21 protein-coding genes are annotated in these 26158 nt (G+C 37.2%); 7 read left to right on the top strand and 14 right to left on the bottom strand.

All coding sequences use genetic code 11. The features are described from left to right. The first annotated feature begins 12 nt into the window (after window positions 1–12). The gene (locus tag FCL54_RS10010; protein WP_138125928.1) at window positions 13–1140 is read left to right on the top strand and encodes a BMQ_0737 family morphogenetic spore coat protein; all 1128 of its coding nucleotides are present in this window, start codon (window positions 13–15) and stop codon (window positions 1138–1140) included. Between the two features lie 49 nt (window positions 1141–1189). On the opposite strand, the gene FCL54_RS10005 is transcribed toward FCL54_RS10010, so the two are convergent. Beyond that, on the bottom strand, window positions 1190–1534 hold the full coding sequence (locus FCL54_RS10005; RefSeq protein ID WP_138125926.1) for a DUF1360 domain-containing protein: 345 nt from the start codon (window positions 1532–1534) through the stop codon (window positions 1190–1192). 37 nt (window positions 1535–1571) lie between these two features. Next, the gene (locus FCL54_RS10000) at window positions 1572–2735 is read right to left on the bottom strand and encodes a hypothetical protein (protein WP_138125924.1); all 1164 of its coding nucleotides are present in this window, start codon (window positions 2733–2735) and stop codon (window positions 1572–1574) included. Between the two features lie 188 nt (window positions 2736–2923). Here FCL54_RS10000 and FCL54_RS09995 point away from each other — a divergent pair, with 188 nt between their 5' ends. Beyond that, the gene (locus FCL54_RS09995) at window positions 2924–3439 is read left to right on the top strand and encodes a M67 family metallopeptidase (protein ID WP_138125922.1); all 516 of its coding nucleotides are present in this window, start codon (window positions 2924–2926) and stop codon (window positions 3437–3439) included. A gap of 32 nt (window positions 3440–3471) precedes the next feature. Here the strand turns inward: FCL54_RS09995 and FCL54_RS09990 are convergent, their stop codons facing one another. Both FCL54_RS09990 and FCL54_RS09985 read right to left on the bottom strand, forming a co-directional pair. Further along, the gene (locus tag FCL54_RS09990) at window positions 3472–4209 is read right to left on the bottom strand and encodes a GT-D fold domain-containing protein (protein ID WP_138125920.1); all 738 of its coding nucleotides are present in this window, start codon (window positions 4207–4209) and stop codon (window positions 3472–3474) included. A 253-nt stretch (window positions 4210–4462) separates the two neighbouring features. Next, entirely contained in the window at window positions 4463–6889 is a 2427-nt protein-coding gene (locus tag FCL54_RS09985; RefSeq protein WP_138125918.1) for a coiled-coil domain-containing protein, read from the bottom strand. Between the two features lie 182 nt (window positions 6890–7071). Here FCL54_RS09985 and FCL54_RS09980 point away from each other — a divergent pair, with 182 nt between their 5' ends. Then, entirely contained in the window at window positions 7072–8961 is a 1890-nt protein-coding gene (locus FCL54_RS09980) for a hypothetical protein (protein ID WP_138125916.1), read from the top strand. Window positions 8962–9381: 420 nt separating this feature from the next. On the opposite strand, the gene FCL54_RS09975 is transcribed toward FCL54_RS09980, so the two are convergent. After that, complete coding sequence (locus FCL54_RS09975; RefSeq protein ID WP_138125914.1) at window positions 9382–10059, bottom strand: hypothetical protein; 678 nt, start codon at window positions 10057–10059, stop codon at window positions 9382–9384. A 218-nt stretch (window positions 10060–10277) separates the two neighbouring features. After that, the gene (locus tag FCL54_RS09970; protein WP_138125912.1) at window positions 10278–11060 is read right to left on the bottom strand and encodes a CsxC family protein; all 783 of its coding nucleotides are present in this window, start codon (window positions 11058–11060) and stop codon (window positions 10278–10280) included. A gap of 226 nt (window positions 11061–11286) precedes the next feature. On the opposite strand from FCL54_RS09970, the gene FCL54_RS09965 reads away from it, so the two are divergent. Continuing rightward, complete coding sequence (locus FCL54_RS09965) at window positions 11287–12087, top strand: hypothetical protein (RefSeq protein ID WP_138125910.1); 801 nt, start codon at window positions 11287–11289, stop codon at window positions 12085–12087. Window positions 12088–12246: 159 nt separating this feature from the next. On the opposite strand, the gene FCL54_RS09960 is transcribed toward FCL54_RS09965, so the two are convergent. The 4 genes from FCL54_RS09960 to dat form a co-directional block, all read right to left on the bottom strand. Then, window positions 12247–13077, bottom strand: a complete 831-nt coding sequence (locus tag FCL54_RS09960; RefSeq protein WP_138125908.1) for a sulfurtransferase — start codon at window positions 13075–13077, stop codon at window positions 12247–12249. Between the two features lie 26 nt (window positions 13078–13103). Next, window positions 13104–16886: a dynamin family protein gene (locus FCL54_RS09955; protein ID WP_138125906.1), complete on the bottom strand. Its 3783-nt coding sequence runs from the start codon at window positions 16884–16886 to the stop codon at window positions 13104–13106. Window positions 16887–17111: 225 nt separating this feature from the next. Further along, complete coding sequence (cshA, locus tag FCL54_RS09950) at window positions 17112–18575, bottom strand: degradosome RNA helicase CshA (RefSeq protein WP_246055197.1); 1464 nt, start codon at window positions 18573–18575, stop codon at window positions 17112–17114. Between the two features lie 806 nt (window positions 18576–19381). Next, on the bottom strand, window positions 19382–20248 hold the full coding sequence (dat, locus tag FCL54_RS09945; protein WP_138126239.1) for a D-amino-acid transaminase: 867 nt from the start codon (window positions 20246–20248) through the stop codon (window positions 19382–19384). 225 nt (window positions 20249–20473) lie between these two features. Here dat and FCL54_RS09940 point away from each other — a divergent pair, with 225 nt between their 5' ends. Continuing rightward, window positions 20474–21067, top strand: coding sequence for a hypothetical protein (locus FCL54_RS09940; RefSeq protein ID WP_138125904.1), 594 nt, complete (start codon window positions 20474–20476; stop codon window positions 21065–21067). Between the two features lie 97 nt (window positions 21068–21164). On the opposite strand, the gene FCL54_RS09935 is transcribed toward FCL54_RS09940, so the two are convergent. Further along, window positions 21165–21935, bottom strand: a complete 771-nt coding sequence (locus tag FCL54_RS09935) for an SDR family NAD(P)-dependent oxidoreductase (protein ID WP_138125902.1) — start codon at window positions 21933–21935, stop codon at window positions 21165–21167. Window positions 21936–22099: 164 nt separating this feature from the next. Between FCL54_RS09935 and FCL54_RS09930 the strand changes: the two genes are divergently transcribed. Together FCL54_RS09930 and FCL54_RS09925 are read left to right on the top strand one after the other, a co-directional pair. Then, window positions 22100–22900: an SDR family NAD(P)-dependent oxidoreductase gene (locus tag FCL54_RS09930; protein WP_138125900.1), complete on the top strand. Its 801-nt coding sequence runs from the start codon at window positions 22100–22102 to the stop codon at window positions 22898–22900. Between the two features lie 199 nt (window positions 22901–23099). After that, window positions 23100–23993 carry a helix-turn-helix domain-containing protein gene (locus FCL54_RS09925; protein ID WP_138125898.1) on the top strand — a complete coding sequence of 298 codons (894 nt, stop codon included), beginning with the start codon at window positions 23100–23102 and terminating at the stop codon, window positions 23991–23993. Between the two features lie 268 nt (window positions 23994–24261). Here FCL54_RS09925 and FCL54_RS24600 read toward each other — a convergent pair whose 3' ends face one another. The 3 genes from FCL54_RS24600 to FCL54_RS09915 all read right to left on the bottom strand — a co-directional run bounded on the left by FCL54_RS24600 (window position 24262) and on the right by FCL54_RS09915 (window position 26102). Then, complete coding sequence (locus FCL54_RS24600) at window positions 24262–24393, bottom strand: hypothetical protein (RefSeq protein WP_281281362.1); 132 nt, start codon at window positions 24391–24393, stop codon at window positions 24262–24264. 189 nt (window positions 24394–24582) lie between these two features. Beyond that, the gene (locus FCL54_RS09920; RefSeq protein WP_138125896.1) at window positions 24583–25236 is read right to left on the bottom strand and encodes a uracil-DNA glycosylase family protein; all 654 of its coding nucleotides are present in this window, start codon (window positions 25234–25236) and stop codon (window positions 24583–24585) included. A 62-nt stretch (window positions 25237–25298) separates the two neighbouring features. Next, window positions 25299–26102 (bottom strand): SGNH/GDSL hydrolase family protein, encoded by an 804-nt coding sequence (locus FCL54_RS09915; protein ID WP_138125894.1) that lies wholly within the window; start codon window positions 26100–26102, stop codon window positions 25299–25301. Window positions 26103–26158 lie beyond the last annotated feature (56 nt).

Here is a 26158-nt window from a genome sequence, read left to right as displayed (position 1 = left end):
TAGATGTTTTTTATGAAGAAGAAAGTAAAGTCCATTCGCGGTAAACAAACACCAAACCTAATCGGCCCTGAATGTATTGAAGCTACTAAAGTATATGACTGGGTTGTCCTAACAAACCGGGACAAAAATAAAATTCAAATCCCTGAGGAATGTTTTACGGCTATAGAAGATTGCCGCCATATGGGAGAAGAAGTAACAGCTACGTGTGAATGGGTAGATTCTGGAGCAGCTACAACACGTTGCGATATTATTAGAGAAGTTCCAGCCAATATCGGTGTAGAAAGTGCGAAGCTTGTTACACTTTCCTTCCATGTACACATCCGTGTCCAATTCTTCTGTGACGGTATGCAGATTTGTGACTTTGAAGTACCAGTACACTTCATGGATGATGTGATCCTTTGCCACCCTGAAGGAACTACTATCGACTGTAACATCTTTGATGTTGTTTGTTCCGTTATAACAAGCCCAATGCTTGGTGACATGGTAATTATCGATGTATCAGTATGTAAGGATGTACAGGTTACTGCACCTGTAAAACTTGAAGTGGAAGCTAAATTCTGCGGTCCACGCCAAGCGATTCCGGTTGAAGAAGTTACTCCTACTTGCCCTAGATTCCCACTGTTCCCAGAGCAGTGTCCTGAGTTCTTCCCGCCTGATAACTGTTTATGCCAGGGAAGCGCAAGCCTGCCAACTGCTGGTGATGACGGAACTAGAACAATTCTAGTAAGAGATAACACAGGATTGAGTGCTGTAACAGGAAGATTGACGCTTAACACGACAATCTGTGACCAGTGTACATTGTCACAGAGCGAATTAAGTGTTCAATTCTTTGATTTCCCTCAAGAAGAACCAACTGGTGAAGCTGCTGTAGATCAAAGCTTTACATTTGTAGCCACTGAGTTTAACCAGCCAACATGCGAAGACGATACTCTAACTATAACAGGGTTCGGAAGATTTAAACTTGCCGGCCAGTTGGAACAGAATGCTACCTTCGATCTTACACTCGATGATACAACCAACACAGTAACACTTACAATAAGAGAACTAGGCAGCGGATTCGCAGGAGGAATACTTGCAATCCTGGATGGAATAAGCGTCCCTAATACAAATGTTGAAGAATGCGAGCGTTTTGAAGGGTAAATAATAAACAACCCGGCAATCTGGCCGGGTTGTTTTTTTTATTAATGTTTTAGAAAGTCGTTTTTGATTCTATAAATGCTGCCGCACCTGCCACAGCAAGGATAAGTAAAATCGGAAAAGTCAGTGGGCAAAAAAGATAAAGCAAAACCAATGCTGTTGAACTCCATATCCCAACACACCAGTAGCAACTTAACAGTAAACCTATCCAATAACGTAAACCAGACCCTTTGATTTCAATATTTTGGATCATTTGTCCGGAAGCATCTTCATTATACGAAATACTAACAAAGGGACTACGGATAAATGAAGTTATTTCATCAAAAACAATAAGATGGGTTAATCTGTAGGAAGCAAGAATGATAATGATTAGGTCTAGCCAATTAATATCAAACATTCTTGTTCATCCTTTCATTTGCCGAAGTATCTTTTCATTAACCCTGCAAAGAAACCGAAATACTGTTATTTGCTTCGAATTCAACTCCCTGCTCTTTAAAAAACACAAACCCTTCCACTATAAAATTATCAACCTGTTCAGCCTCCAGTAAACTCATCTGGATATTAGAGAGGGTTTCTGTTTGTCCTGGTTCAATTTGGACCTTATGGATGGAAGTAATCCAGGCTTCCCCCTTTTCTTTTAATTGATCAAGCCAGTTATCATATATAAATTTCCACCCTATTGTTCCAGCGTTTGTTTGTACTCCTAATGTACTCGCACGTTTAGGAGGCAAAATTTGCCCTGTTACATTAATACTATCTGCTGGTGAAGAACGTAAACAAATCACAGGGGAAGTTAGCATTCGGTTACCAGTATTTTGTATATGCAAATCACATAGGAGTTTTATCTTTCCAGGTATTTTTCTATTTAGAATCAATTGATAATCGAAGAATACCTCTGCCTGAACTGTCGCTTTTTCGGGAGATGATAGTTGTTTTCTATAAGCATGACTGTTTTCTTTTATGGGCACAGTTTTTTTTGCATCTATTTGAAGAAAATTTATAAGAGGCATAAAAGATAACAACGGTAATTTAGTAGTTTCTCTTAATTGATCCAGAATTCCCATCGTTAACATAACAGAAAACTTCTCCAAAAGCGGTTCCATATCTGATTTGCCCTCAGGAAGTTTTAAAATCATTGCAAAATCCGAATATTGGTGGTCATTATTTTCTATAACTTTCACTGTCAATTTCTCTTTAGTACATTCATTTTGTAAAAAACGAGTCATTTGTGGGCCCTTTTCAGAGTGGATCAATTGCATTTCTGGTTCATATATATGTTCGGTCACACCGATATCAAGTTGTAAACGAAGGTCTACAAAACCTCTTTTGTCTGATTGAGCATCACTGATAAGCTCCACTCCATTAGTCTTTAGGAACCGTTTCACTAGCTTTACCACATTCTGCTCCATTTCATTCTGAGCGAGTGGAATGACCGACACACGTTTGGCCGACAGTCCAGGTTGAATATCCAAAGTTTTGTCTCTCATCTTATAATCTACTTTAAATCCTGCTTCTTGCATGACATATTGCAAGGACGGAAGAGATTCATATCGTATTTTCCCTTGTTCTAAACCTTTGAACAATACATTAATATCCATTGTTTCCTCCTTCTCTAGGTAAGTATAAAATATAGTCTTTAATGGATACCCATTTCTTTTGCGTAAGGTTGCCGAGTCGTTTTTATATTCATATAAATATATATGTCAACTTTAAGGAGAGATGAATAAAATGACCTTTGAAAACTTTCGCAAACAAGTACTAAAAAAAGCAAAAGAATCTAAATCGAATGCGAGTAACAAACCGGCACCAAAAACCAACCTTGTCCGTCCCAGCAAGCCTTCCGCTTCCAAACCTAAAAGAAAAGGAGGATGTTGCGGAAAAAGATCATAAAAGAAATTCCGGGCGGTTTAAAATACTTCATTCGATCTGGCAAGACATGCTTGAACATTGTAAGAAAGAGCACCCATATGAAGCCTGCGGATTGTTGTCTGGAAAAGACGGAACTGTATGCACGATTTGGAGGATGGAAAACATTCACCGAAGCCGAGTTTCGTTTGAAATGGATATTGATGAGATCCGCAGAGTATTCGAGTTAATAGAAAAGAAAGGCGAGGAGCTCTTAGGGATCTATCACTCGCATCCAACAGGACGCCCTTATCCTTCTAAGGATGATATTCAAAATAACAATTATCCCGAAATCGATTATTTGATCGTTTCCTTAGCAAAACCAAAACCAGTCGTGAAAAGCTTTAGAATGAAACGGCACAAGGTTACAAAAAGAAGGATTAAGATTATAAGTTGAAAAATAGCTCGCAATTCTTAACGATTTGCGAGCTATTTTTCATTTCTCTCGTCCATCCAGCGTTCAACTAGTTTGCTATGTTTATAATCATTCCCATCTAAAAGCATATCCAATGCATGGCCAAAATCTATCGCTACCTTCCCTGTTAATTTTGCTACTTCTGGTGCGAGAACCGTTGCTGGGATTCCTGCTGAAATCAAAACTACATCCCATTCTTCCTCCATATGATGCATTTTACTTTTTACGTTATCGATTTCGTGAAACCCTTCTAAATTCATTGCCTTGATAATCTCGATTCCATTTTCCTGAAAAACAGGGACTGCTTCTAAAGAACGGCGCCCGACTAATACAACCTTTTTCCCTTCGAGCCAGGACCACAAATTTTCACGGCGTACTAAGTCATGCATGACCCATGCAGAACATACTTTCTCAGGTGAAAATGATAACCCCATCAACACTTGCTTTGTCCTTTCAGCCCAAAAAGGTAATTTTTTCTGAGAGATTAATCCAGCCAGGCTTGTTGCTTTTAACGCTCCGTTCAGTCTTGCGCGCACTTCTTCTTTTGAAAGGGTAACACCTGCATACTGTTCATATCTCTGGAAGTTTTCAACAAGAATAGGAGAAGTTTCATAGCTCAAATACGTGATTTCGCCGATCCCAAACCTTGCCAGGGATATACCCTTTTTTTGTTCTATCGCTTTATCAATCAATTTTAGAACTTCCGGGGTTTCCAAGAACCGATTTTCATACTCGGTATCCCAGGGTAGCATCGTATTCCTCCTTCTAAATGTAGTTCAATAAAAAGAAAAGCAGACTATTAAAAAGAACAGTCTGCATCTATACAAAAAATGTAGTATTATCTAGTTGTTTTTGCACAAAAGCGGAAAACTGCGACGCAATTGCAGCATTGATTTCCGCTCCGGGCAGTTCGCTTTCCGTAGCGACCAGTCGCTTTCTAAGTCGCAGTTCATTTCTATTGTGAAGCTTGTAAGGCACAAAATATGCGAAAAGAGCTTTTATTTATTATCCTTCTAATTTTCCTAAGTGATAAATTTCTTGTCTCAACATTTCTATTTTTTCTTCCAATTGTTCAATAACAGAATAGCTTTGCGTAAGGTTTGATCCATGTTCATTGATTTCATTAACAAGCTCTTCGATTATTTGTTGAACTTCCGGATTAGAATCATGCTGGTTATTGTTCATCTGCACATCGAAAAGCTCTTTCAGATTTGCGTTTTCCCGTGCTAGTTCTTCTAGTTTGTTTTGCAGGTCTTGCTGGATAGAGCTTCCTTTTTCATATTCTTTTTCAAGCTTTTGATATTCATCTAAAAGGTCATTCAGGTTGGTATTCAGTTCTGTGTGAATTTCTTCAGATCGTCTAGCTCTATCCTGGTGCTTCTTTATTTCGGCCTGTAGATATGCATGCTCGGAAGCCAACTGTTCTTCCTTTGTTTTGGATTCTTTTAATTTTGAATCTAGAGCCAGGATTTGTTCGCTTAATTTGTTGGATTTTATTTCTAAAGCTTTTTTATCAGCGTCTAGCTCTGTCAATTTTTTTTGTTGTTCAGTATAGGTTGCTGTTGATTTATGATAGTCCTTTTCCAACAGCTCATAACGATTCTCCATTTCCAAAAATTTAATTTTATATTTAGATATTAATTCCTCCAGCTGTCCTTTTTCTTCTTTAAGTTTTACGTTTTGTTTTTCTAGATCATTACTTTTATTCGCCATAACTTCAATTTCTGATATAGCTTTTTGGCGTTCTGTTTCAAAGTTTTTCTGTTGTTCGGTCAGTATCTGAATCCGCTTTTGTAATCCCCTTTTTTCAGACCCCATCTCTTTCAAAGTGTTTGCCAGGTTCTCTGCTACTAACTTCAAGAGAGCCATCTGTTCATGTTGTTGCTTTAATGTTTCATTCTCTATGCTTAGTCTTTTTATTTTTTCACGCAATTCTTCCATGTCGAGCAGATCATTTTTTAATAACCTGGTCTCATTGATTTTTTCGGTTAGTTCCTCCTCTAAAAGCTTCATTTTCTTTTCAGACTGTTCTAACTTTCTGTTTAAGTCAGCTGATGACTTCTCTTCTTTTTTTCTTGATTCCTTGAGCTCTGATTTATACTGATTGAGAAGTGTTTCCAGTTCATTGTTTTCTTCCGTCAACTCGACGATTTCTTCCTGTAATACTTTTTCTGAGATCTTAATCTTATGAAGTTCATTATCCAACTGATCTCTCTTGCCTTGAGATTCGTTTATCTGGTTTTTCAAATCAAATATAAACGCTTCTAAATCGTGTATCTCTTTTTTATAGGACTCGTTGCTTTTCGTAAGTACTTCTCTTGCTTCGGCATCTTGTTGAAGCATACCTTTTATTTTTATTAACTCAGACTGTATTTCGACTTTCTTTTCTTCTAACTTCTTTTTCTCAGAGCCTACAATCGTTATGTCTTTTTCAAATGATTTATTTGCAGAAAGCAACGATTTATTTTGTTCGTTCAAATCATCTATTTTACTTTGTGCTTCTAACAGCTTGATATTATATGATCGAATTTGATCGTTGAGTGCTTTTAGATCTTCTTTTATCTTATTATTTTCGGTTAGCATTCTCTTGTTATTGGATTCCATTCCGGTTATGGTATGTTCAAGTTCTTGTATCTTTTGTTTATAGGATTCATTATTTTCAGCGAGCATTTCTCCTTCTTTCACTTGCTGTTGAAGTTTATTTTCTATCTTACTTAAATCAGACTTTAATTTCGCCTTTTCTCCTTCTAACTCTTTTTTCTCCTCTCTTACAGTATTCAGACCATTTTCCAATGATTTTTTTTCTAAAAGCAATAATTCGTTTTGTTCGTTTAAGGAAGCGATTTTATTTTTTGCTCCGTCCAATTTGCTCTCTGTATCGTTTACTTTTGCAATAAGCGATTTTTGTTCATCAATTAATTTTGACACTTTTTTTTCTAACTCTGACTTGTTTATTTTGATTGCTGTTAATGACTCTTCAAGGGAAACTGTTTTCGCTTTTTCTTTGTTATATAAAAGGTGATAACTTTCAATTTCATTATTTTTCAGTTGAAGTTCTTCTTCTTTTTTTTGACTTCTTCGTTTTAGTTCTTTGCATTCAGTTATCAAATTAAATCTTGCCAATGTTGTTTGCATAATCGTCACTTCAGACTTTGCTAATTTACTTTCTAACTCTTCACAATATAGGTTCAGTTCTTGTTTTTTTTGTTTATATTTTTCATTTTCTTTATTTACGGTTTCTAATTCCTCCAGTAAAAGATTATTATCTGTTTTGAGCTCATCAAACTTTTTATAATGATCGTTCCGGTAAAATTCTTTCACTTTAATCTTATATTTATGAAGTTCGGCCTTGAGATGTATGATCATTTGTTGAAGTTGTAGTTTGGTGAATTTTTCAGTATCTTTCTTGACCTCCTTTTTTAATTTCTCCATCATTAACGCCCCCTTAATGGTATAAATGCCTAAGAAAAAAGTTGGTATATTATTTATATGTAAATTCGACTGTTTTGCTACTTTAACTTGAACATCATAAAGAAAAAATTAATAAAAAACGTATCACCTTAACTTCTTTTTAAACATATACCTAAATATGACTATCATAGAAGGTGATAGATGTGGCGGAAGTAAAAAAGGATTCCTTCAACAAGCTAAGACCGCCTGATCGGTCTGATCTACAGCTTTATGAACGAAAATTGGATGAATATCAAGAAATAATAACAAAGCTAAAGGAAAAATATTCCGAATACCGGCAAAATGACTCGACTATCAGAAAGAAAATAAATGAAAAGCTACTGGGAAATTTGCAAAAGCCCGAGCCTTCCTTTAAGGTCACCACCAAACATTCAATGAAAAACGGAAATCAAGGGCGAAATACTTCTCTTTCACCAACAATGGAAGCAAGTTACAAAAAGCAAAAAAATGAAACAGCTAATAACTCAATGGTTCAAAATGAAAGTCACGACCGACCTAACTCATCCATTTACATGCAGAAAATTATTGGGCAAAAAAATTCCCTCATCCGAAATTATCAAAAAACTGTAAAGGAAAACAAAAAGTTTATACGTCATTATCAAAGAAATGAGGTAAATCTCAACAACGAATTAAAACGGAAAGATAAAATTATCAATGAACTGAAGCAACGGGAAAACATGCTTCAAAAAACGTTGCAGCAAAGAAATCAGATCATCCAATCCTTTTCTAAAGAGGAAGAAAAAAGCCAGGAGAAATTAAGTGCTTTTAAAGAAATACTTGAAAGCCATCAACAAAAAGAGAAGGCCTATCAGGCAGCTTTACAAGAGAAAAATCAACTGGAAGAATATTATTTGAAATTAAAAAAGTTGACGGCTGACTTTACACTAAAGGAAGATCAACAAAGAAAACAACAGAAGAAAAAAGAAGTACAATATCTTGGTCTCGTATCGGTTAATGAAGAAATAAAGAAGAAGACAAACGGTTTAATAGAACAGATGTATACAATGCATGATACGGAACTGGCAAGCTTACAAAAAAAACAGGAATACGTTAACAAAATAGTCCAGGATAATAAAGTACAGCTTCATTTTTTTAAAGAAGTGAGAAAGATAACAACTGCTAAATTATTACGTTTGCATAATCATTTAACATTGCTTAAAAAGAAGGAAAAGGAATACGGTGCTAATTCCAATTGGTCCCCAAAACATCCCTTAAGGAAGTGGTTAAACATGTTCTGGCCATGGTCCAACGATGACAAAGAAGTGTTTTCTAACGAAATAGACCAATTAAAAGAAACCATTGAATTAATCCAGAATGACTTGTCAGAATTTAAAGCTATGCAAGATGCATTAAATGAAGCAATAAAGTCCCTTCAACATAAAGATCAACAATATACAGAATTTCTTGGTGAAGTAAAAGGATCATTAAATACAATGAATGAAAACTATACTTTTTATAAACAACAGGAACAAGAGCTAAAAAGGCTGCAAACTTCTCACAACGAATTAGTGAGGACGATAAATGAAGACGGGGCAAATGAAAAAGAATGGGTAGAAATGATACAACAATTAAAGGATGCTGTTAGTTCCCTTGAAATGAAAGACAAGGAAAATAAAGTGATGATCGATGAGTTGAAACAAACGAAATCTCTTTCTCAAGAAAAAAGTCCCGATACACAAAAGGCTGATAACGAACCGGGTCCTGATATATTAACTGCTCCCCATTCCCCAATAGATAAACCTATTACTGAACAAAAAAAAGAAAATGTATATCTTGAAAAAATTGAAAAGTTAAATCAAATAGTGAGAGATTTTAAAAGCAAGAATACAAGGGCTGGCCAACTAGACCAGAAAACAAAATCGGAAATTATGAAAATAGTAAATATTAACACTGATTCCACAAAACCTTCACCAGGAGAAAAAGTCAACCCACGACCACCAGTCGACTACAATAAAGTAAAGCAATACTATAGCTATTTAAATAATGTTAACACTATTCCATTGAATCCTTTTAAAAATCATAAACCAAAATGATTGGCACACAACGATAAGCGCCCCTTTATCCAAAAAGGGCGCTTTTTATGGGTAAGTGTAGGAAGTATTAGCAGTTCTTTGACATATACTAATATTGAAAACACAGTGGGAGGTGATTTTAAAGTTACGTTCCCCAAACTAAATAGCTAAATGGTAAAAAGAATAAATATTTAATTTTAAATTGTAATTTTCAAAAATAAGAAATATCAGCTTAGAACTGCCGGCTGACAAGCTGATTTAATGGATATAGACATTTTTTCTGATCAGTAATGATATCTTTTAAGAGCTCTTATTTATAATTATTAATATCGTATTGCCCTATCAATGGTTTGTAAGAATATCCTTTTAAATTGTAATTAGTTCGGATAGGCCTGTGAATTTTATATTCACAGGTTTTTATCGATTTATAAGATCTAGAAGTTAGATTTTGATATCACCAGATGAAACAATCGAAACGGATACAAGTTCGATTTCAACTGGCTCATCGAAGTGTATATCCTGTTTCCAATGCTTCTTTTTCTCTGAAAAAGAGTATGCTTCCAGGGTATCTTTTGTTTTTCTTACCCTGTTATCCCAATCAATTATTGTACAGGCTCTCTCCCATTCTACTGGATAAGAAATTACTTTCGTCTGCGCCGGATGATTAATACCAGCGTTGGTAAGGTATGAAATTTTTGCTTCTAACGTACCTTTGCAAATTGCGGTGTTTTTAACTGTATTAATAAAACCTCTAAAATCCTTGACTTCCCAGCATATGTGGGTAATATCTTCAATAGCCTCCGCAATTTCAATTCGCTGTGTAAAGGACACATTTGTTTCTATTTTCCCCACCAGTACATCTGATTTAGCCTTTTCTGTCTGAGAGATCTCTCTCAATCTTTTCTGATACAAATTCGAAAAAAAGTCTGCATCCACCAAAAGCTCAATAGTTGTGGTTTTTTTATGATTCTGAATTACATATTCCCTGTTAACGGTGTTTAACTTTTTCGATAAACTGTTTCTACTATTGAATATGTCCTTTTTATGTCCTGAATCTATGTGTAATTTACTAAAAATCACTTTTGGTTTCCGTTTGTTCAAATACTCCTTCCTTTCCATTTCTCTGAACTCCTTTCTTACCCCATCTTTATAACATTATATATAAAGGCCCTCTATAAGGTTCTACATAAATAAAAGATGACTCGAAAAGGTCAATCTCCCTCCTTTTAGCACATAATCTAGAAAAACGTTAGAACAAGTTCTTCTAGAAAAGGTGTTGGAGGGATCTGACACTTTGCTCCTGAGCCATCTTCTTTACCTCTTATACTATAATTCCTTTAGCAATCTTTAAAGTGAGACCATAAAGGATGATTAGTTTTTACCTTCTTAGGCGGCCTTGGTTTTGGATGAGGATGCGGATGAGGATGAGGATGCGGTTGCGGACACATCTTCCCAAGGTCTACCTGTTGATTTTGCAAAACCTTTATCACAAGGTCAACATCCATCTTTTCTATGAACTTTGTAAAGGTCCCCTCTTCAAATGGCCCTTCCATTTTACAGTCTTTGTGGGATTCGATGATGCCCATTTTTCTGTTTAAAGCTTCATCATACTCCACAACTCTGGAGCAAACTAGCTCACAGAATGGCAATTCGTTAAAAAACTCAAAGGATTCCTGATCAAACTGGGTTAAATCTCCTGATAACAACTTATCTTTTGATGAAAATCCAGGAAGATGGTCTATTTCTGTTTCTCTTTGATACGTAAAGACATTATTTTGTTTACCATGATGAAAAACAGGTTTGTTCTTAAAATTTGTTATTGTAAAAGTATCATCAAAAGGTACATCTAACGTAAAAGACTTTATGCTGGATAAAATTGCCTCATCGCTACCTTTAATCGGTGTCGCAAATTGGATATTCTTTCGAACAAACCCTTTAATCCACAGTTTATTGCTCGGTAATAATAAAAGGCATTGGGTGACCTTGACTTTATTTGTTACGGCTTTGATTTCAAGAGCCGGCTCCGGAAGGGTAATGTTTGCTGATACATCAAATGAAAATGAATCTTCCAGAAGAACAACCGGAATCTTAACTAACTTTCCCTTTGAATAATTGCCCATCACAAAATTCCTTTCTATAACATATTTCTTACTGTTACTATATGAAGTTTTTAAAGAAAGGTAATAGACTACCCCTTTATTTCCTAATTTCAAAACAGCCTAATTTCACACCTATTTGTTTTTACACTGTTCACTTCGGTAACAGGAACTCAAAACTTTGTCTTTACATATAGATAAAGTAGTTTCGTGCCCAGACACTATGCAACTGTTTAAGGAGGTTTAAGAAATGAACAAAAGAAGAGGTATAACAAGCAAAACAGATCCGATTCAACTACAGCAGAAAATCATCTATTTTAAAGCCGAACTTGCCAAATACAAAGAGAAAGTGAAGGATTATCAAGAGAACTTTCATTATAATCAACTGGAAAATTTAAAAAGTGAAAATATATCGCTCATCGAAAAACAAGAGGAACTGGAAGAAAAACTTGCCGAGGAAAAAGAAACGAATAATAACTATAAACAAAAAGCAAGTGAACTCCAAACGTTAACTTCCCGCCAGGAAAAAGAACTTGGTAAATTAAAAAGCTTGGTAACCGAAATACAAAAGGCCAACCAATCATATATGAAGGAATTAGAAAACGAAAAAACTGTTCAAAAACAACTGAATCAAAAATTCAGGAGAATATCAGAAGAAAATAACCATTTCAATGAACAATTCAAAAAGCAAGAACAAGATATAATAGCATTAAATGAAGAAATAGATGGTTATAAGGAAAAATTGCTTTCCGTAGAGAAACTTCAAAAACAAGTTCACTCTTTGAAGAAAGAAAACCAGGAACTAAAACAAACTTACAAAGGGTTAATAACAGATATCGGCTCCCTTAAAACGATTGATTCAGAAAGTGAAACTCCATTGCTGATTCAATTACAGGAAAAAATTAAACAATTGGCCTCCCAAACAAGCGAATATGAAGAGAAATTGCAAGACCGCTTTGCCACTATGGAAGTGCTAGAAGGAAACACATACAAATTGAAACAGGAAATGGCAGAACTTAAAACTCGGTTTGAGGATAGTAAGGATCACTAGTCGGTAACACTGTTATCTAGTCGAGTGATGCAAACCGCTTCTGCAGAATACTTTGCAGCGGATGTAGCCGATATATAATGAAACGATCCAAAAGAAAAATCCGAACTGATTATAGTTCGGATTTTTTTCGGCTAAAGACTTTTGTCTCAGCCTCTTTTTTTAATTTGTCTCTACTTCATTTTCAGGATAAGAAATCCAATCGCTCCAACTTCCCGGATATAGTTTTACATGATCGAACCCTGCTAAATGAAAAGCGAATAAGTTTGCACAGGCAGTAACTCCTGAACCACAATAAACAACTGCATTTTGGTCATCCTCCAAAAAAGAAAGCTGTTTTTGCAATTCATCTCTGGTTTTCCATGATTGTGACCCTTTTATGTTATCTTTCCAAAAATAATTTATGGCACCAGGGATATGGCCTGCTTTCGGATCGATTGGCTCTTCTTCACCTTTATACCTTTCGGGTGCCCGTGAATCAATCAGCAATCCGCTTCCTCCAGCCATTTTTTTTATTTCTTCCATTGGAATTATCGCTTCCCTGTTGATAACTGGTTCAAACAATAATTTTTCAGGAGAGGGAATCTCATTTGTGACCGGAAAACCCTGCTTCTGCCATCCAGAAAAGCCGCCATCAAGAATTGCAGTCCTCTTATGTCCAAGAAAGCGGAGCATCCACCACAACCTCGCTGCCATTGCGCCCCCCTGGTCATCGTAAGCAACAACCAGCTTGCTTTTATTTATACCCTTGTTTCCAAGGAGTTGTGCGAACTGTTCCAGATCAGGAAGCGGATGCCTTCCCCCATGCTCCTTTACCATTCCAGAAAGATCTTTTTCCAGATCTAAATAAACAGCGTTAGGAATATGTTCCTTCGTATATTCTTCTATTCCTTCTTCCTTATTTGCCAGGTTAAATCGACAGTCCGCGATAACGAGATCAGGATCATTTACATGATTTGAAAGCCAACTAGCAGAAACAAGAATATCGGTCATGTTTTCATCCCCTTTTTATTAATTTATTAAGATGATTCAGGCATGATCTTTTTAAGGCTGTTTGCAAGGTCCTCAAGGGTTTCTGGGTCGATACTAACGGAAAGAGCAGCTTTTTTCCCTTCCACATGGTTGTTAACTTCATCGATCACCTTTTGTTCAAGTTCCTCTACTACAATTTGATACGCTTTCCAATAAGCAGTCTGAAGATCGCTCTTTTTTTGCTCAAGATAATGATTTACAGGAGATTTCAACTCCTCCTCAAGCTTCTCTTTTAGCAATTCCTTCCCATTTTGCTCAAAGAATTGCTTTGGACTTTTAAAGGATGAAAACACGATACCCTTTAACTTATCAAAATGCTCCACTACTAACTCTTCTTCAAAGTCCGGCATATCAAACGAATGTTTCTCAATCGCAGAAAGCTGCAGACCAGGTAGCTCAGCAGTAGCGGTTTTCTTGAATTTCGTATACGTTTCGTCAACGATTTTCCAAACATATTTTTCTGTCCGAAGTGCAGTTGCTCTCATTTCCTGTGCCAGGTCAAAACCAATAAACCCGATGAGTTCTTTCAAACAATCGATTAATGATTCTTTAACATTGCCCTTTGATTTTGATAATGCTGCAGGATTAAAAGATTCTTTAAAAACATCAGAAAATCGGAGAAAGATACGCTGGTCGATATAATAAACGAGCTCTTTAGTTTCTTGATTGAACGCTCGCTCATTCGACTCATGATCAAAGGTCCTCACATATTCAATACTGTCCTCTTTTCGTTTCTGCAACTCATTCAATTGCTTCTCGCGAATATTCTTATCCTGCCTTGAAGCACTTACCCAATCGTTGATTACCGATATCGCCCGGTCGATATCAGCATATCCAGCAGCTACTGCAAGCCCGGTTAAATCGTGACTGATAAAATGAGTGAAATCATTTTCGAATTCCTGTATTCCTGACTCTTTAATACCCGCTGAACTGCTTATTTCCTCCTTGCTTTTAAGCTTTAACAATTTGGAGAGGCGGTCCCGGTTTTCCTTTGATAGATTACCTTTTTCCAGTCCTTTTGATAACGCAGCAATATGGCTGGACACGGGATATACTCTTGGTTTTCTTATCCCATAAGAAATAAGGTTATCTTCGACATGTGTGACCACATGCTGGAGCTCGCTTTCATTTTTGGCGAGATCTGCCGCATTGACGACAAAAAACATTTTATCTAGCTCAAAAACATCTTTTACCCGTCCAAGCTCAATCAAAAATTCTCTATCAGCTTTCGAAAAAGCGTGATTATAATAAGTCACATATAAAATTGCATCTGATTCCTTGATATAACGGAAGGCTACCCCTGTATGCCTTGCATTAATCGAATCTGCACCTGGTGTATCTACAAACGTTATCCCCTGATCGGTCAAAGGACATGAGTAGTAAAGCTCAATCAGATTAACGAAGCAAGCCTTCTCTTCTTTCGCGACTAGCTCGCCGAACGCTTCCATTCCAACCTTTTGAACTTCATCAAGATTTTGTAGTTCGTGGGCAGCGCCTTTGTTAACAGCTTTTAAAAACGTATAATGCGGCTTTGCTCTAGCTGTGACATCTTTCTTTATAAGCACCTTATTTTTTATCAGTGATACTGCTTCTTCAAGCGTTTCGGCTTCCATATCAAAGTAAGAAAGTGAATACTGGATATCTTCTAGCATCTGCTCCGTTGTTTTATATTGTACTTTTACCGTTCCATGAGGATATTCAGCAGTTACCGGGCAAATTTTATTAATCGCAGCAGTTGTGGGATTAGGGGAAACAGGCAACACGCTTTCACCCAGCAACGCATTAGCAAAAGATGACTTCCCTGCACTGAAAGCACCGAAAAGGGCAACAGTAAACTCCCTGCTTTCGATTCTTTCAGCCCTTTGCTTCAGCTCCCTTGCGATAGCCGAAAGCTCTGGCACAATTTCTACTTTTCTGGCAGCCTCGTTTAGATCTTCTGCTGCTTGCACTAAATATTCCTTTGTATCAAGAGCTTGAGGGCGTTCAATCTCCACATCCTCGGCATCTTTCTTTTCGTTTTTGTCCGCTTCATTGTTACCCGATACTTTTTCGCCGCTCTTTATAATAGTACTCTGTTTCAAATTGCCTTCTTTCTCGGTTTGCCATTTTTGAAAAGCCTCTTTCGAATGCTTATTATAATGGCCTTCCAAAATTTCGATACATTTAATGAACCATTCTTCCTCTTTTCTTATTAGTGCCCGCTCAGTCTGCTGCTTCTTCAGTTCTGCACTTAGTTCATTTCTTTCACGCTTAATTTCTTTCTTTTGTTCTTCCAGGCTTTCGGAAAGAATGTCGGCCAATCTATCCATTTCTTGGAGCCCTTTTTGCCTGAAGATTCTTCTAACACTGGAAGAAACACCTTCTGTGTAATTTAAAACAGCTTGCCCTGTAAGACCTGCACCGGTCTCAAGCTCAGAATCGATTAATTCCTCAGGGATAGGAATGGAGATATTATAGAGTTCTTTGAATAATCTTTCATCACCTATTTCCCACTCCTTGCTCTTTTGAACGAGAAGTTCCTTCAAATGCCATTCTAGCTGTGATGATGCCTGCTTAGATAGCATGTCGTAAAACGTGTCAAAACGATTCTTTTTTTCTTCTTTCGTTTTTTTATCTTTGAACAGAAAACCAACCTTAAAATCTGGCTGGGATGCTTCCATAAACTGCTTAGCAGCTTCTCTTACCTCAAATGGCATCAAAATTGCGCTCTTCGTTAACTTCCCGAGATCAGCTTCAAACGATTCTTTAAACTCCTCCACTTTCTGATCAAGTGCTTCTATTTGATTATTTAATTGATCATACCGATTTTGAAGTTCTCCCTCGTTACTTTTAGGAGCCTCCCCATGAAGCTTTTCCTGAAGTGATGTTTCCTTTATATTTTCAGCTATCAGATAACTTGCCTCTAACGCATTTTGGATTACTTCGACATGTCTATTCGCCAACAGTCCTGTAATGTACACACGAAGATCGTTAAATTCGTTGGCCTCTAGCGACAAATCAATCAAGGAAGTGAAAAATATTTCTTCTAAATCGATGTTCCAATCTGCAAAAGCATCCTTTACACCCTGCTTGAAATCCCTAAAGGATATTTCTAGTTCATTATGTTTATCGATCTGGTTAACGATTAAAATAACTTTCTTGTTTTGATCTTCGAGTTCTTTTACAAACTCAAAGTTAAGCTCCGATTGCACATGGTTATAATCCACCATATAAAATACAATATCCGCCAGATGCATCGATGCTTCTGTAGCAAGTCTGTGTGCATCATCCGTAGAGTCGATCCCGGGTGTATCGACTATCACAAAATCTTCCGGCAAAAAGGTTGACGGATGGCTTATCTCCACATATTTAACATCATTTCCGTTCAAACAATAATTTTTTATTTCTTCTATATCATAAGGGTGTTCGAACTCATATACCTCATCATTTTTAAATAAAATTTTCGCATAAGGATCACCTGACTTTATTTGGACCATGTTTGCACTAGCAGGAATCGGACTAGAAGGTAATAGGTCTTCTTCAAACAGGGCATTTATCATAGAGGATTTACCTGCAGAAAAATGGCCACTGAACACTGCCATATATTCACCAGTGTAGACCTTTTCCATCAATTGTTCTAATTTATCTTCTTGTTCCGAATAACCTCTTGAATCGATTTCTTCTTTTAAATGGCTCAACCTTTGTATCATATTTTCCTGATCGACTGAGATATCTGTTTTACTCCAAAAAGGGTTTACTGTAACAGATTCCTTTCTTACTAATGGATTCATGACGAACTCGCTACCTTTCAAAAAAACTGTTAATTATAGAATACCGCTTTCAGGTTAATATTCAAATAATCTTTTCTTATTATAAGCAGAATGTTTGTAAAACGTTTTAAAGATACATAACAGTGTCTTCTTTAACCCGGGGTTTTTACTATATAAAAAAGCTTAAAGCATCATCGTGCTTACAGCAAGCAAAAAAGAAGCTGCAAAAATACAGCTTCCAATCACTTACTTATTGCGGTTTTTCCCTTTTGGATTTACCCGACGGTTGTCATTAAAGTTTCTTTTCTTTCTGTCCCTATCACTTCTTCGGTCATTGTGTCTATTGCCGCGTCCGCCGCCGCCTTTTCCACGTTGATTCTTCGATTTTTTGGCCCGAAGTGGAGCTACCTCAGTTAACTTTATAGGTGTAGTGTCGGGCTCTTTAGTAAGCAACTTTAATGCAGCTGCAACAAGGCTTACAGAATCCATGTCTTCTAGCAAGTGTTCAGCAGATGCTTTATAAGTAGACAGGTTCGTTTCCTCCACAGTTCTCAAAAGGCTGCTGACTGCTGCTTGCTGCTGGCCTTCAAGTGCTTCGGAAAACGAAGGAACCGCCATTTTCTTCATTTTCTTTTTCGTTATCTTTTCGATCACTTTCATATGATCGATTTCTCTTGGTGTTACAAATGTTATCGCAAGTCCTGTTTGACCGGCACGGCCTGTCCTTCCGATACGGTGTACGTAACTTTCTGGGTCTTGAGGTATATCGAAGTTGTAAACGTGAGTAACACCTGTGATATCAAGGCCTCTTGCAGCTACATCCGTAGCTACCATAACATCGATCGTACTTTCTTTGAATTGGCGGATGACCTGATCACGTTTGCGCTGTGCGAGGTCACCGTGAATTCCTCCAGCAAGGTAACCGCGCTTCGCTAGTGCTTCTGTCAATTCATCGACACGCTTTTTCGTTCTTCCGAATACGATTGCGAGTTCCGGTGATTGGATATCAAGCAGTCGGCATAAAAGATCGAATTTTTTCGACTCCTGAATCTCATAATAGTGTTGTTCCACCGTCGGAACAGTTACTTCTTTTGTCTTTGTTTTCACAACTTCTGGGTTTCGCATAAAACGTTCCGCCAGAGACTGAATCTTTGGAGGCATCGTGGCAGAAAATAATAGCGTCTGCCTTTCATCCGGTACCTGACTAAGGATTTCTTCGATGTCCTCGATAAAGCCCATGTTTAACATTTCATCCGCTTCATCTAAAACAGCGACATTGATGTTTTGCAAACGGATTGTCTTCCGTCTCATATGATCCATTAATCTTCCCGGCGTTGCAACGATTAGTTGTGGTTTCTTCTTCAACGCCTTGATCTGGTGTGTGATGCTTTGTCCTCCATAGATAGGAAGTGCGCGAATCCCTTTTACATTTCCGATTCTGTTCAATTCTTCAGCAACCTGAACCGCTAGTTCACGTGTTGGAGCAAGGATAATTCCTTGTAATCCTCCATTCACATCAGCTTGCTGAATAATCGGTATACCGAATGCAGCCGTTTTACCTGTACCTGTCTGCGCCTGTCCGATTACATCCCTTCCTTCAAGGGCAAAGGATATCGTTCCTTCCTGAATAGGTGTAGTTTCCTCAAAGCCCATATTACTGACGGCTTTTAGTATCTCTTCTTGTAATCCTAATTCTTCAAACTTTTTCAATCGCTCATAACTCCTTTTTTATATTCTTTGTTTGAGCTTTTCCCGAATATTCCACTTTTAATCGTTCAAAAAAAGCACTTCCAGAACAGAAATGCTAGAATTAACCGCTAGGGTGATTCGCATTAGCCGTTCTAAAGGTACCACGAAATGGCTACTAATTCAACTTTAACGGGAATTCTTTTCATTTTGAAAGAAATATGCTCAAAAAATCTCATCATCGTATTCGCCAATGATGCATAACTGTTTTTTTGAATTCCATCAAAATCAAAGCCATATCTTTTGTATAATGACATAACTGATCTCGTTTTGCCCAAAACTGCTAACAGAATTTATCTTGCTTGTTTTTTCTACAGCACTACTGGGTCCATCATCTTCTTTCCTTTTCCCTGTCCCTGTATTCTCTTCCTACCCCAAATACATGATGGTTTTACTTCTGCTCCGTTCTTAACGGATTTCCTTACCGATCCATCGTTGGGAATAGACACTGTCATGACCCGGACTATATTAGTATGCGGTGATTTACAAAAGATTATGAAAGAGGATAGAACATAAATAAGACGCTAAAGTCTAAATGAATGGTACTTGCAAACCGCTTCGGCAGAATACCTTGCTTTCCACGGGATAAGCGTCCTCTCGGAAAACTGCAGCCTTGGAGGCTCGGGATTATTGGAGTATCTAAAAAATCCGAACTAATCCAAATTCTGAGGTAAGAATTTGAATTCTTAGTTCGGATTTTTTTTGGTTAAAATAGTTTTGTACCAGACTCAATTAATTGCGGTGGTTATATCTATAAATAAAGAATAAAATTAATCGCCAGTCTTGATTTCTTCATTTTTATTTATCACTTTAGAAATTCGATTTTTAAAAGCTTCTTGAAGCTTTCGAGTCACTTCCCCTGTTTTTCCATCGTTTAACACTGTGTTATTTATTTGCGTCACTGGAGCTACTTCAATAGTTGTGCTTGTGATGAACACTTCATCAGCTGACAGAAGCTCATCAATAGTAAATTCCTCTTCTCGGACGGGGATGCTCATATTTTGAGCCAGGTCGATAACTACTTTCCTTGTTATCCCGTTTAAAATTAGGTTTGTTGCTGGATGTGTTACTAATTGCCCGTTATTTACAATAAAAACATTAGTTGAACTGCCTTCCGTTACAGTATCACCGCGATGGAATATCGTTTCATCGTAACCATTATCTTTGGCCTTTTGTTTTCCGAGTACGTTACCTAAAAGATTAAGGCTTTTAATATCGCAGCGGAGCCAGCGAATATCATCTGCTAACAGAGCCTTTATACCTTCAGTGGTAGCAGAAGGATTTTCTTCATATTCCTTTGTATAAGCAGTCAAAACCGGCGTTGCGTTATCAGGAAAAGGATGGTTTCTTGAAGAAGCACCTCTTGTAATCTGCATATAGACATGCCCGTCTTTTATATTGTTATGTTTAATAAGTTCTTTTATAGAATAGATAATCTCACTTGCCGGGAACGGTAGCGAAAGTTCGATTTCACCGGCACTTCTTTCCAGTCTTTTCATATGCCCTTCCATTTCAAACAATTTTCCATCATAAATACGTATTACTTCGTATACTCCGTCACCGAATTGGTAACCTCGATCTTCAATATCAATGGAAACCTCCGAACGGTCCATTATTTTATTCTGGAATATTATCATCGTTTCATCCACTCCCTTTATTCTATTCATATGATTATTAAAACATATAATTGCCCTCTAACCTACTAATATAAACGTATCGCTTGAATAATTAAATAAATCTAAATTTTCTTTTTATTTTACAGCAAAGTTAAAGTTCCATATCTTTTTGTTTACAAATCTTGTGAAAAGTTTTAAACTATGGAAGGTAAGAATAATAGAAAAAATTTCCTGGGAGGGGTAATCATGAAAAAACTACTATCTATTACGGCGCTTTGCTTACTTCTGTTCGCTGCAGCATGTAATAACGGAAACGGAAATGCTACAGATGAAAGCGCTGATAACACCACAGACAATACAGAAAAAACCGATAATACGGGAAACGAAGACAATGCCTCTGAAGACAAGGGAGCAAACGAAGAAGAAGTTAAGGGTGCTTTGCTTGATTTCCAAATGAAATTAACAGACACGATTAACGCCAACGACAGTGCAATCTATGCATTTGAAACTGCAAAAACAAAAGAAGGTGAAGAAGCACCTTCTGCTGAAGAGCTCGCTAAAATGAAAACAGAAGCTCAAGATGCGGCGAATAAAGTTGCCGAAGAAGTTAAAGGATTAGAAGTACCTTCTGAATTAGATGCATATAAAGAAAAATTGAGTTCCGCTTTAGAGGATATTGCTAAAGCTTATGAATCAAGAGCTGCAAACCTTTCGGACGAACCGGAAGCAGAATATAAAGAAGCGGATGACCTGTTTGCTGCAGGAGAAGAAAAAATCGGCGAAGTATACGAAGAATTGGGAATGGCTAAGCCGAGCTTAATGAAAGATCTAGAAGGATAAGAAATACATAAAGCCGTTACGGTAACGTAACGGCTTTATTTTTTGGGTGAATACTCAATGTAACGTTCGGAACTTTTAATTCGAGTAAACGGTATTCTTAAAATCCGTAAACGGTCATGCCGCCATCAACAAATAGTGTCTGGCCTGTTACATAGTTTGATGCCTCAGAAGATAAAAATACAGCGGCACCAACGAGATCTTTCAACTCGCCCACCCTTTTCATCGGGGTAACATCAAGAATCTCCTGCAAATACTTTTCATCAGCTAGCAGCTTTTCAGTAAGCGGCGTTTTAAAGTACCATGGACCAATCGCGTTTATATTTATTCCGTATTTCGCCCACTCATAAGACAACGTTTTGGTCATCTGAATTAGCCCCGCTTTTGTAGCACCGTACACAACTCCAGTTTTTAAAGCAACATGACCGGCAACAGAAGAAATATTAATGATTTTTCCACTGTTATTGCTTTTCATATGCTTCGCACAGGCTTGTGCCATAAAAAACGCGCTTTTTAAATTCAGATCAACAATGTTTTGCCATTCTTCTTCCGTTACTTCTAGAGCAGGAGTCCTAATATTCATACCCGCATTATTAATTAATATATCAATCTTGCCGGCTCGGGTCACAATCTGTTCAACAGCCTGGTCTACCGCATCTTTATTAGTAATATCCGCCTGGATTTTATATACTTTCCTGCCTGCATTCGTAATATGTACTGCCACCTCTTCAAGATCTTTCTCTGTGCGTGCTAAAATCGCAACATCAGCACCTGCTTCAGCCAGCCCGATTGCAAGTGCTCTACCGATTCCTCTTCCGCCTCCGGTAACTACTGCTACTTTATCTTTTAAATCAAAAGATGGTAAAAACATGTTATCACTCCTTCTCTATCTATCTCTTTTATATTCTATCGAATATCTTCTGTTTCCTGCAAACAAAGATAAGTTTACATAATGATATTATTGTACCTTATGGGTTTCAAAATGAAATAGCAAGGTAATAAGGGGTAATAGAATAGAAATATAGGAGGCTAACCATGGGTATCTTTTCATCTGCTGCACTCCAGGAAGAGCATGTATTGATAACAGGGGCAACAGGCGGGATTGGACGCGCGACCGCTATAACCGTTTTAAAAATGGGAGCTTCGGTAACGGTAACCGGAAGGAACCGGAAAAAATTAACGGAACTGGAACAGGAGCTTTCATCCTATGCAACGAAAGACAGGATCTGTGTGGTGGCTGCGGATATATTGAAAGCAGAAGAACGTGACGTTCTAGTAGGACAGGCATCCTCACGTAATGGGGTTATTACCTGCCTCGTCAATGCAGCTGGTATTTCAGGCGGGGATACAGTAGACAGACTGACTCCAAAAGATCTACAGGAAATAATGGAAGTGAATTATACTGCTACCGTCCTATTAACCCAACAGATTTATCAAGGAATGATCCAATCACAAAAAGGAGCAATCGTTAACGTTTCTTCCCTTTCAGGGTTACGAGGTACATATGGCAACAGTGCATACAGTGCTTCAAAGTTCGCGCTTATCGGGTTTACCCAGTCCTTAGCTTTGGAAGCAATAGAATCCAACATTCGTGTAAACGCCGTTTGTCCTGGCTATGTTGAAACAGAGATGGCGAAAAATGCGATAAACAAAAAAGCACTTCGAAACGATCGTTCTTTTCAGGAAGAATATGAGCTTGCGAAAGACGGTATTCCATCGGGAAAAATAACCAATCCAGAAGAAGTAGCAAATACAATAGCATTTTTATTGACTGATGCAGCGGTAAATATTGTTGGAGAATCTGTTAAAATTTCTGGAGAAAATGTGATGAGGTAAGATCGAATGTTTGTTTCTGTTTATGAAAAATGTACCGCAAAAGTGCATGTTGGAAACTTATTAGTTAAATAGATGCAGGCTAAAATCCTGTTACTTCAAAAAATAAAATAATTACGGGAATAACGACTCTGTTATCGTTCCCTGTTTTCTGTTATTTTTTTGAAAATATCTATTTTTAACAGATATTGGGGGGAACAACATGGAGCATGTGAAAGTTGGGAAAAGCATTAGAGAGTTGCGTTCTTTTCTCGGAATCTCACAGTCAGAGCTTGCAAATGGTATATGCACACAATCCCTTATAAGCCAGATTGAAAACGATCAGGTCTCTCCTACCGCAGATATCCTGTATAAAATCGCAAGCCGTCTAGGTGTAGACATTAATTACTTTTTTGACATGACAGACTGCCCAAGACTTGACTATGTACAAGAGGTCTTTTTTCAAATCAGAAAAAACATTAAACAAAGAGAATATAACATGGTTGCAGAAATTATAAAAGCAGAGGAAAAAAATCCCCTTTTCCATTCTCGAAAGAACAAGCAGTTTTTTCAATGGCACAAGGGGATTTGTGCATATTATTTAAAGCATGACAAAGCGTTGTCACTCGCTTTGCTAAATGAGTCACTTGAATTGACTGCAACTACCGGAAAGAACTTCTCAGAACGAGAGATCGAAATTTTAATCAGCATAGGAATCATTCATGCGGAAGAAAAAGAATATAAGCAGGCTGCCGTCTACTTTAAACGAGGATTTTATCATGTCAGATTTTTCCCGATTATCAAGAATCCATTGATCGAAATTCGCCTTTATTATAACTATTCCAAGTTGCTGACTCTGATGAATTCGTACGAGAAATCAATCTTTATTGCGAAAGAAGGTATGTTACTTTGTTCAACCAGGCAGGTGTGGTACTTATATGGAGAACTATGCTATCAAACGGGGAAGAACTTAATCAAAATGAACCGCTTTGAAGATTCTCTTCTCTATCTTAAGAAAGCCCTGGCTATCTTTGAACTTGAAGGAAACGAACTATTCACCAACCATGTACGCAAGGTAATTTCGAAATATAATACAGAGCCCTCTTATGTTATCTAAAATACTTTCAAGGTAATGGAAAGTTAAAACAGGATGAACAACAAATCATAAGGATCTGTTAATATCTCAATCTTTTCATTTCTTCGTCTTTTCTATTAATATGATGATAAAGTTTAGCAAGGACAAAAGGAAGAGACCTGTTGTTAAAAAGATAGTAATTCCCTCCATCTCCATCACTCCTTCCGTAAAGGTTAATGGCTGTCCATCCTGTAAATAAGAAATTTTATAAAATTGATCACCGTATGCTTTCTCCTTTTCTTTTTTTCAACTAGTGGCACCATGGTAAATCTTCATCTTGCGCTAACCGAACAGAGTGATCTGAAAGTGTAACACTCGGAAGAAAAACAGAGTTTGTCGATATTGTAATCAAAGTGATACCGATCATTAACCATTTTGTCATTTCAATCACCTCCCATTTTTGTTATAATTTTATAGGATTGCTTGTCTAAATATTACGAAATTTTCGAATCTTTCGCTTTTCCCCTCTCGCCCGTTTTATCTCAAAAAAAAACAGCCAGGGTTGCTGTACCTGGCCGTTTTTTGCTTTTTTATAAACTTGTTAATAATTTATGAAACTTTCTTAGATCGGTCACGCTGATTTTAATGCCCTTCTTACTTCCTCGATCTGGTCTTTATATCTATCCCTGCTCCAGGAGTTATAGGACGGATGCGGAACTTCTTCAATTACTCTCCAACCGTCTGCCGTTACATTTGCGATACGAAAGAATTTTTGTGCAAATCGGCCACAGGGAACAAGTATAAGAGAGCGGTCAGTAAAATTGTTTAGCCTATTTCGAAACTTCTTAAGAAGCAGTTCCTGGGCGGCTTCAAGATCCGATTCCTTAAAAGAATCTTTTTGGTTGTTTTTTCTCACCTTTTCAAACTGCTCAAGGAGCTCTAACTTAGTTCCGGTCAGGTCTTCTTTTTTATACGGCCTTTTTTGCAGTGGTATGTTTGATACGTTTAATAACCCTATTTTTTCAAGCCTTGGAAGTTCCTTACTTTCTTTTAAATGCTTTTTTATTAACAAACCAAGAGGCTCATTAATATTATCTTCAAACAAGTTCCTTGTCATCGTTGCACCAGAAGAACCCGCTACAGGAATATTGTTTTTCACCTCAGCTGTATGGGGTGACTCAAGAATAAACACCATCCTGGTATCTTCTGTAATCACTCCTTCAACACCATAGCTTTCCTCCAGTTCTTCCATCGCCGTTTCATATTTTTTTATCAACTCATCCATCTTTACTCCTCCTTCCCGTCCATGGTCTATTTCCTTTTTCCCTGTCTTTTAGGAAAATAATCTTAATGTCTGGCCAACTCTTTTTCTTCTAAATGCTCAATCACTCTTTCTCCTATCCGTTCATATCCAGCTCCGTTGGGATGAAAGGCATCGTCATACAAAAGATTTATTTCACTTTCTTCAAATAAATCGTAAATAGGAACAAAATTCACGTTCTCAAATTCCCCGGTTACCTGTTTACTTCCCGCATTCCATTCATTTACGATATCATTTATTTCAGGAATCTCTCCAAAAACCTTTGAAAAGGGATTGAACACCCCGACAAGATAAACTGGCACTTCAGCGTTCATATCTCTTATATCTGTTAAAGCCTTTTCAAGATTCTCAAGGTAAACTTTCTTCTGCAATGTAAATAGATCTCTGTCAAGGTTTAGAAAATTATTTTTCACCACTCCCATAAGGTCATTGCCACCGATTGTTATGAAAATAAAATCGGCCTCTTTCACCTCTTTTTGTACCTTTTTAGCTTGTAGCCTCTTTAGTAGATCATCGGTTTTGTTCCCGGTAACTGCAAAATTCTTTAAAATAGGTTCCCCATGGAGCGAATCCTTAAAATAATGATCTGCTACATATCCGATATACCCTTCACTATTCTCATCACCAACACCCTTTGTTAAGGAATCTCCTAGACCTACAATTTTATACTCATGAGGCAAAGGCGGAAATAGTCCCTCTAGGTTTTCCCTTTCTAAAGGCGTAATCTCGGATACCATTAACACGGATGAGGGTTTTAAGGAAAGAAATAGATAGGTTCCACCTAATAGTAAGAGCAGTACAGATAACGTTATAATATACGCTTTTTTCATAAAATTTTCCTTTTCTATAATCTATTAGCACCCTAACAAAATGATAAGGCAAACGT

It is taken from the genome of Exobacillus caeni (genome assembly GCF_005747095.1).
Taxonomy (GTDB): Bacteria; Bacillota; Bacilli; order Bacillales; family Guptibacillaceae; genus Exobacillus; species Exobacillus caeni.
The sequence above is the reverse complement of the archived record's forward strand: the minus strand, read 5'-3'. Positions and strand labels throughout refer to the sequence as shown.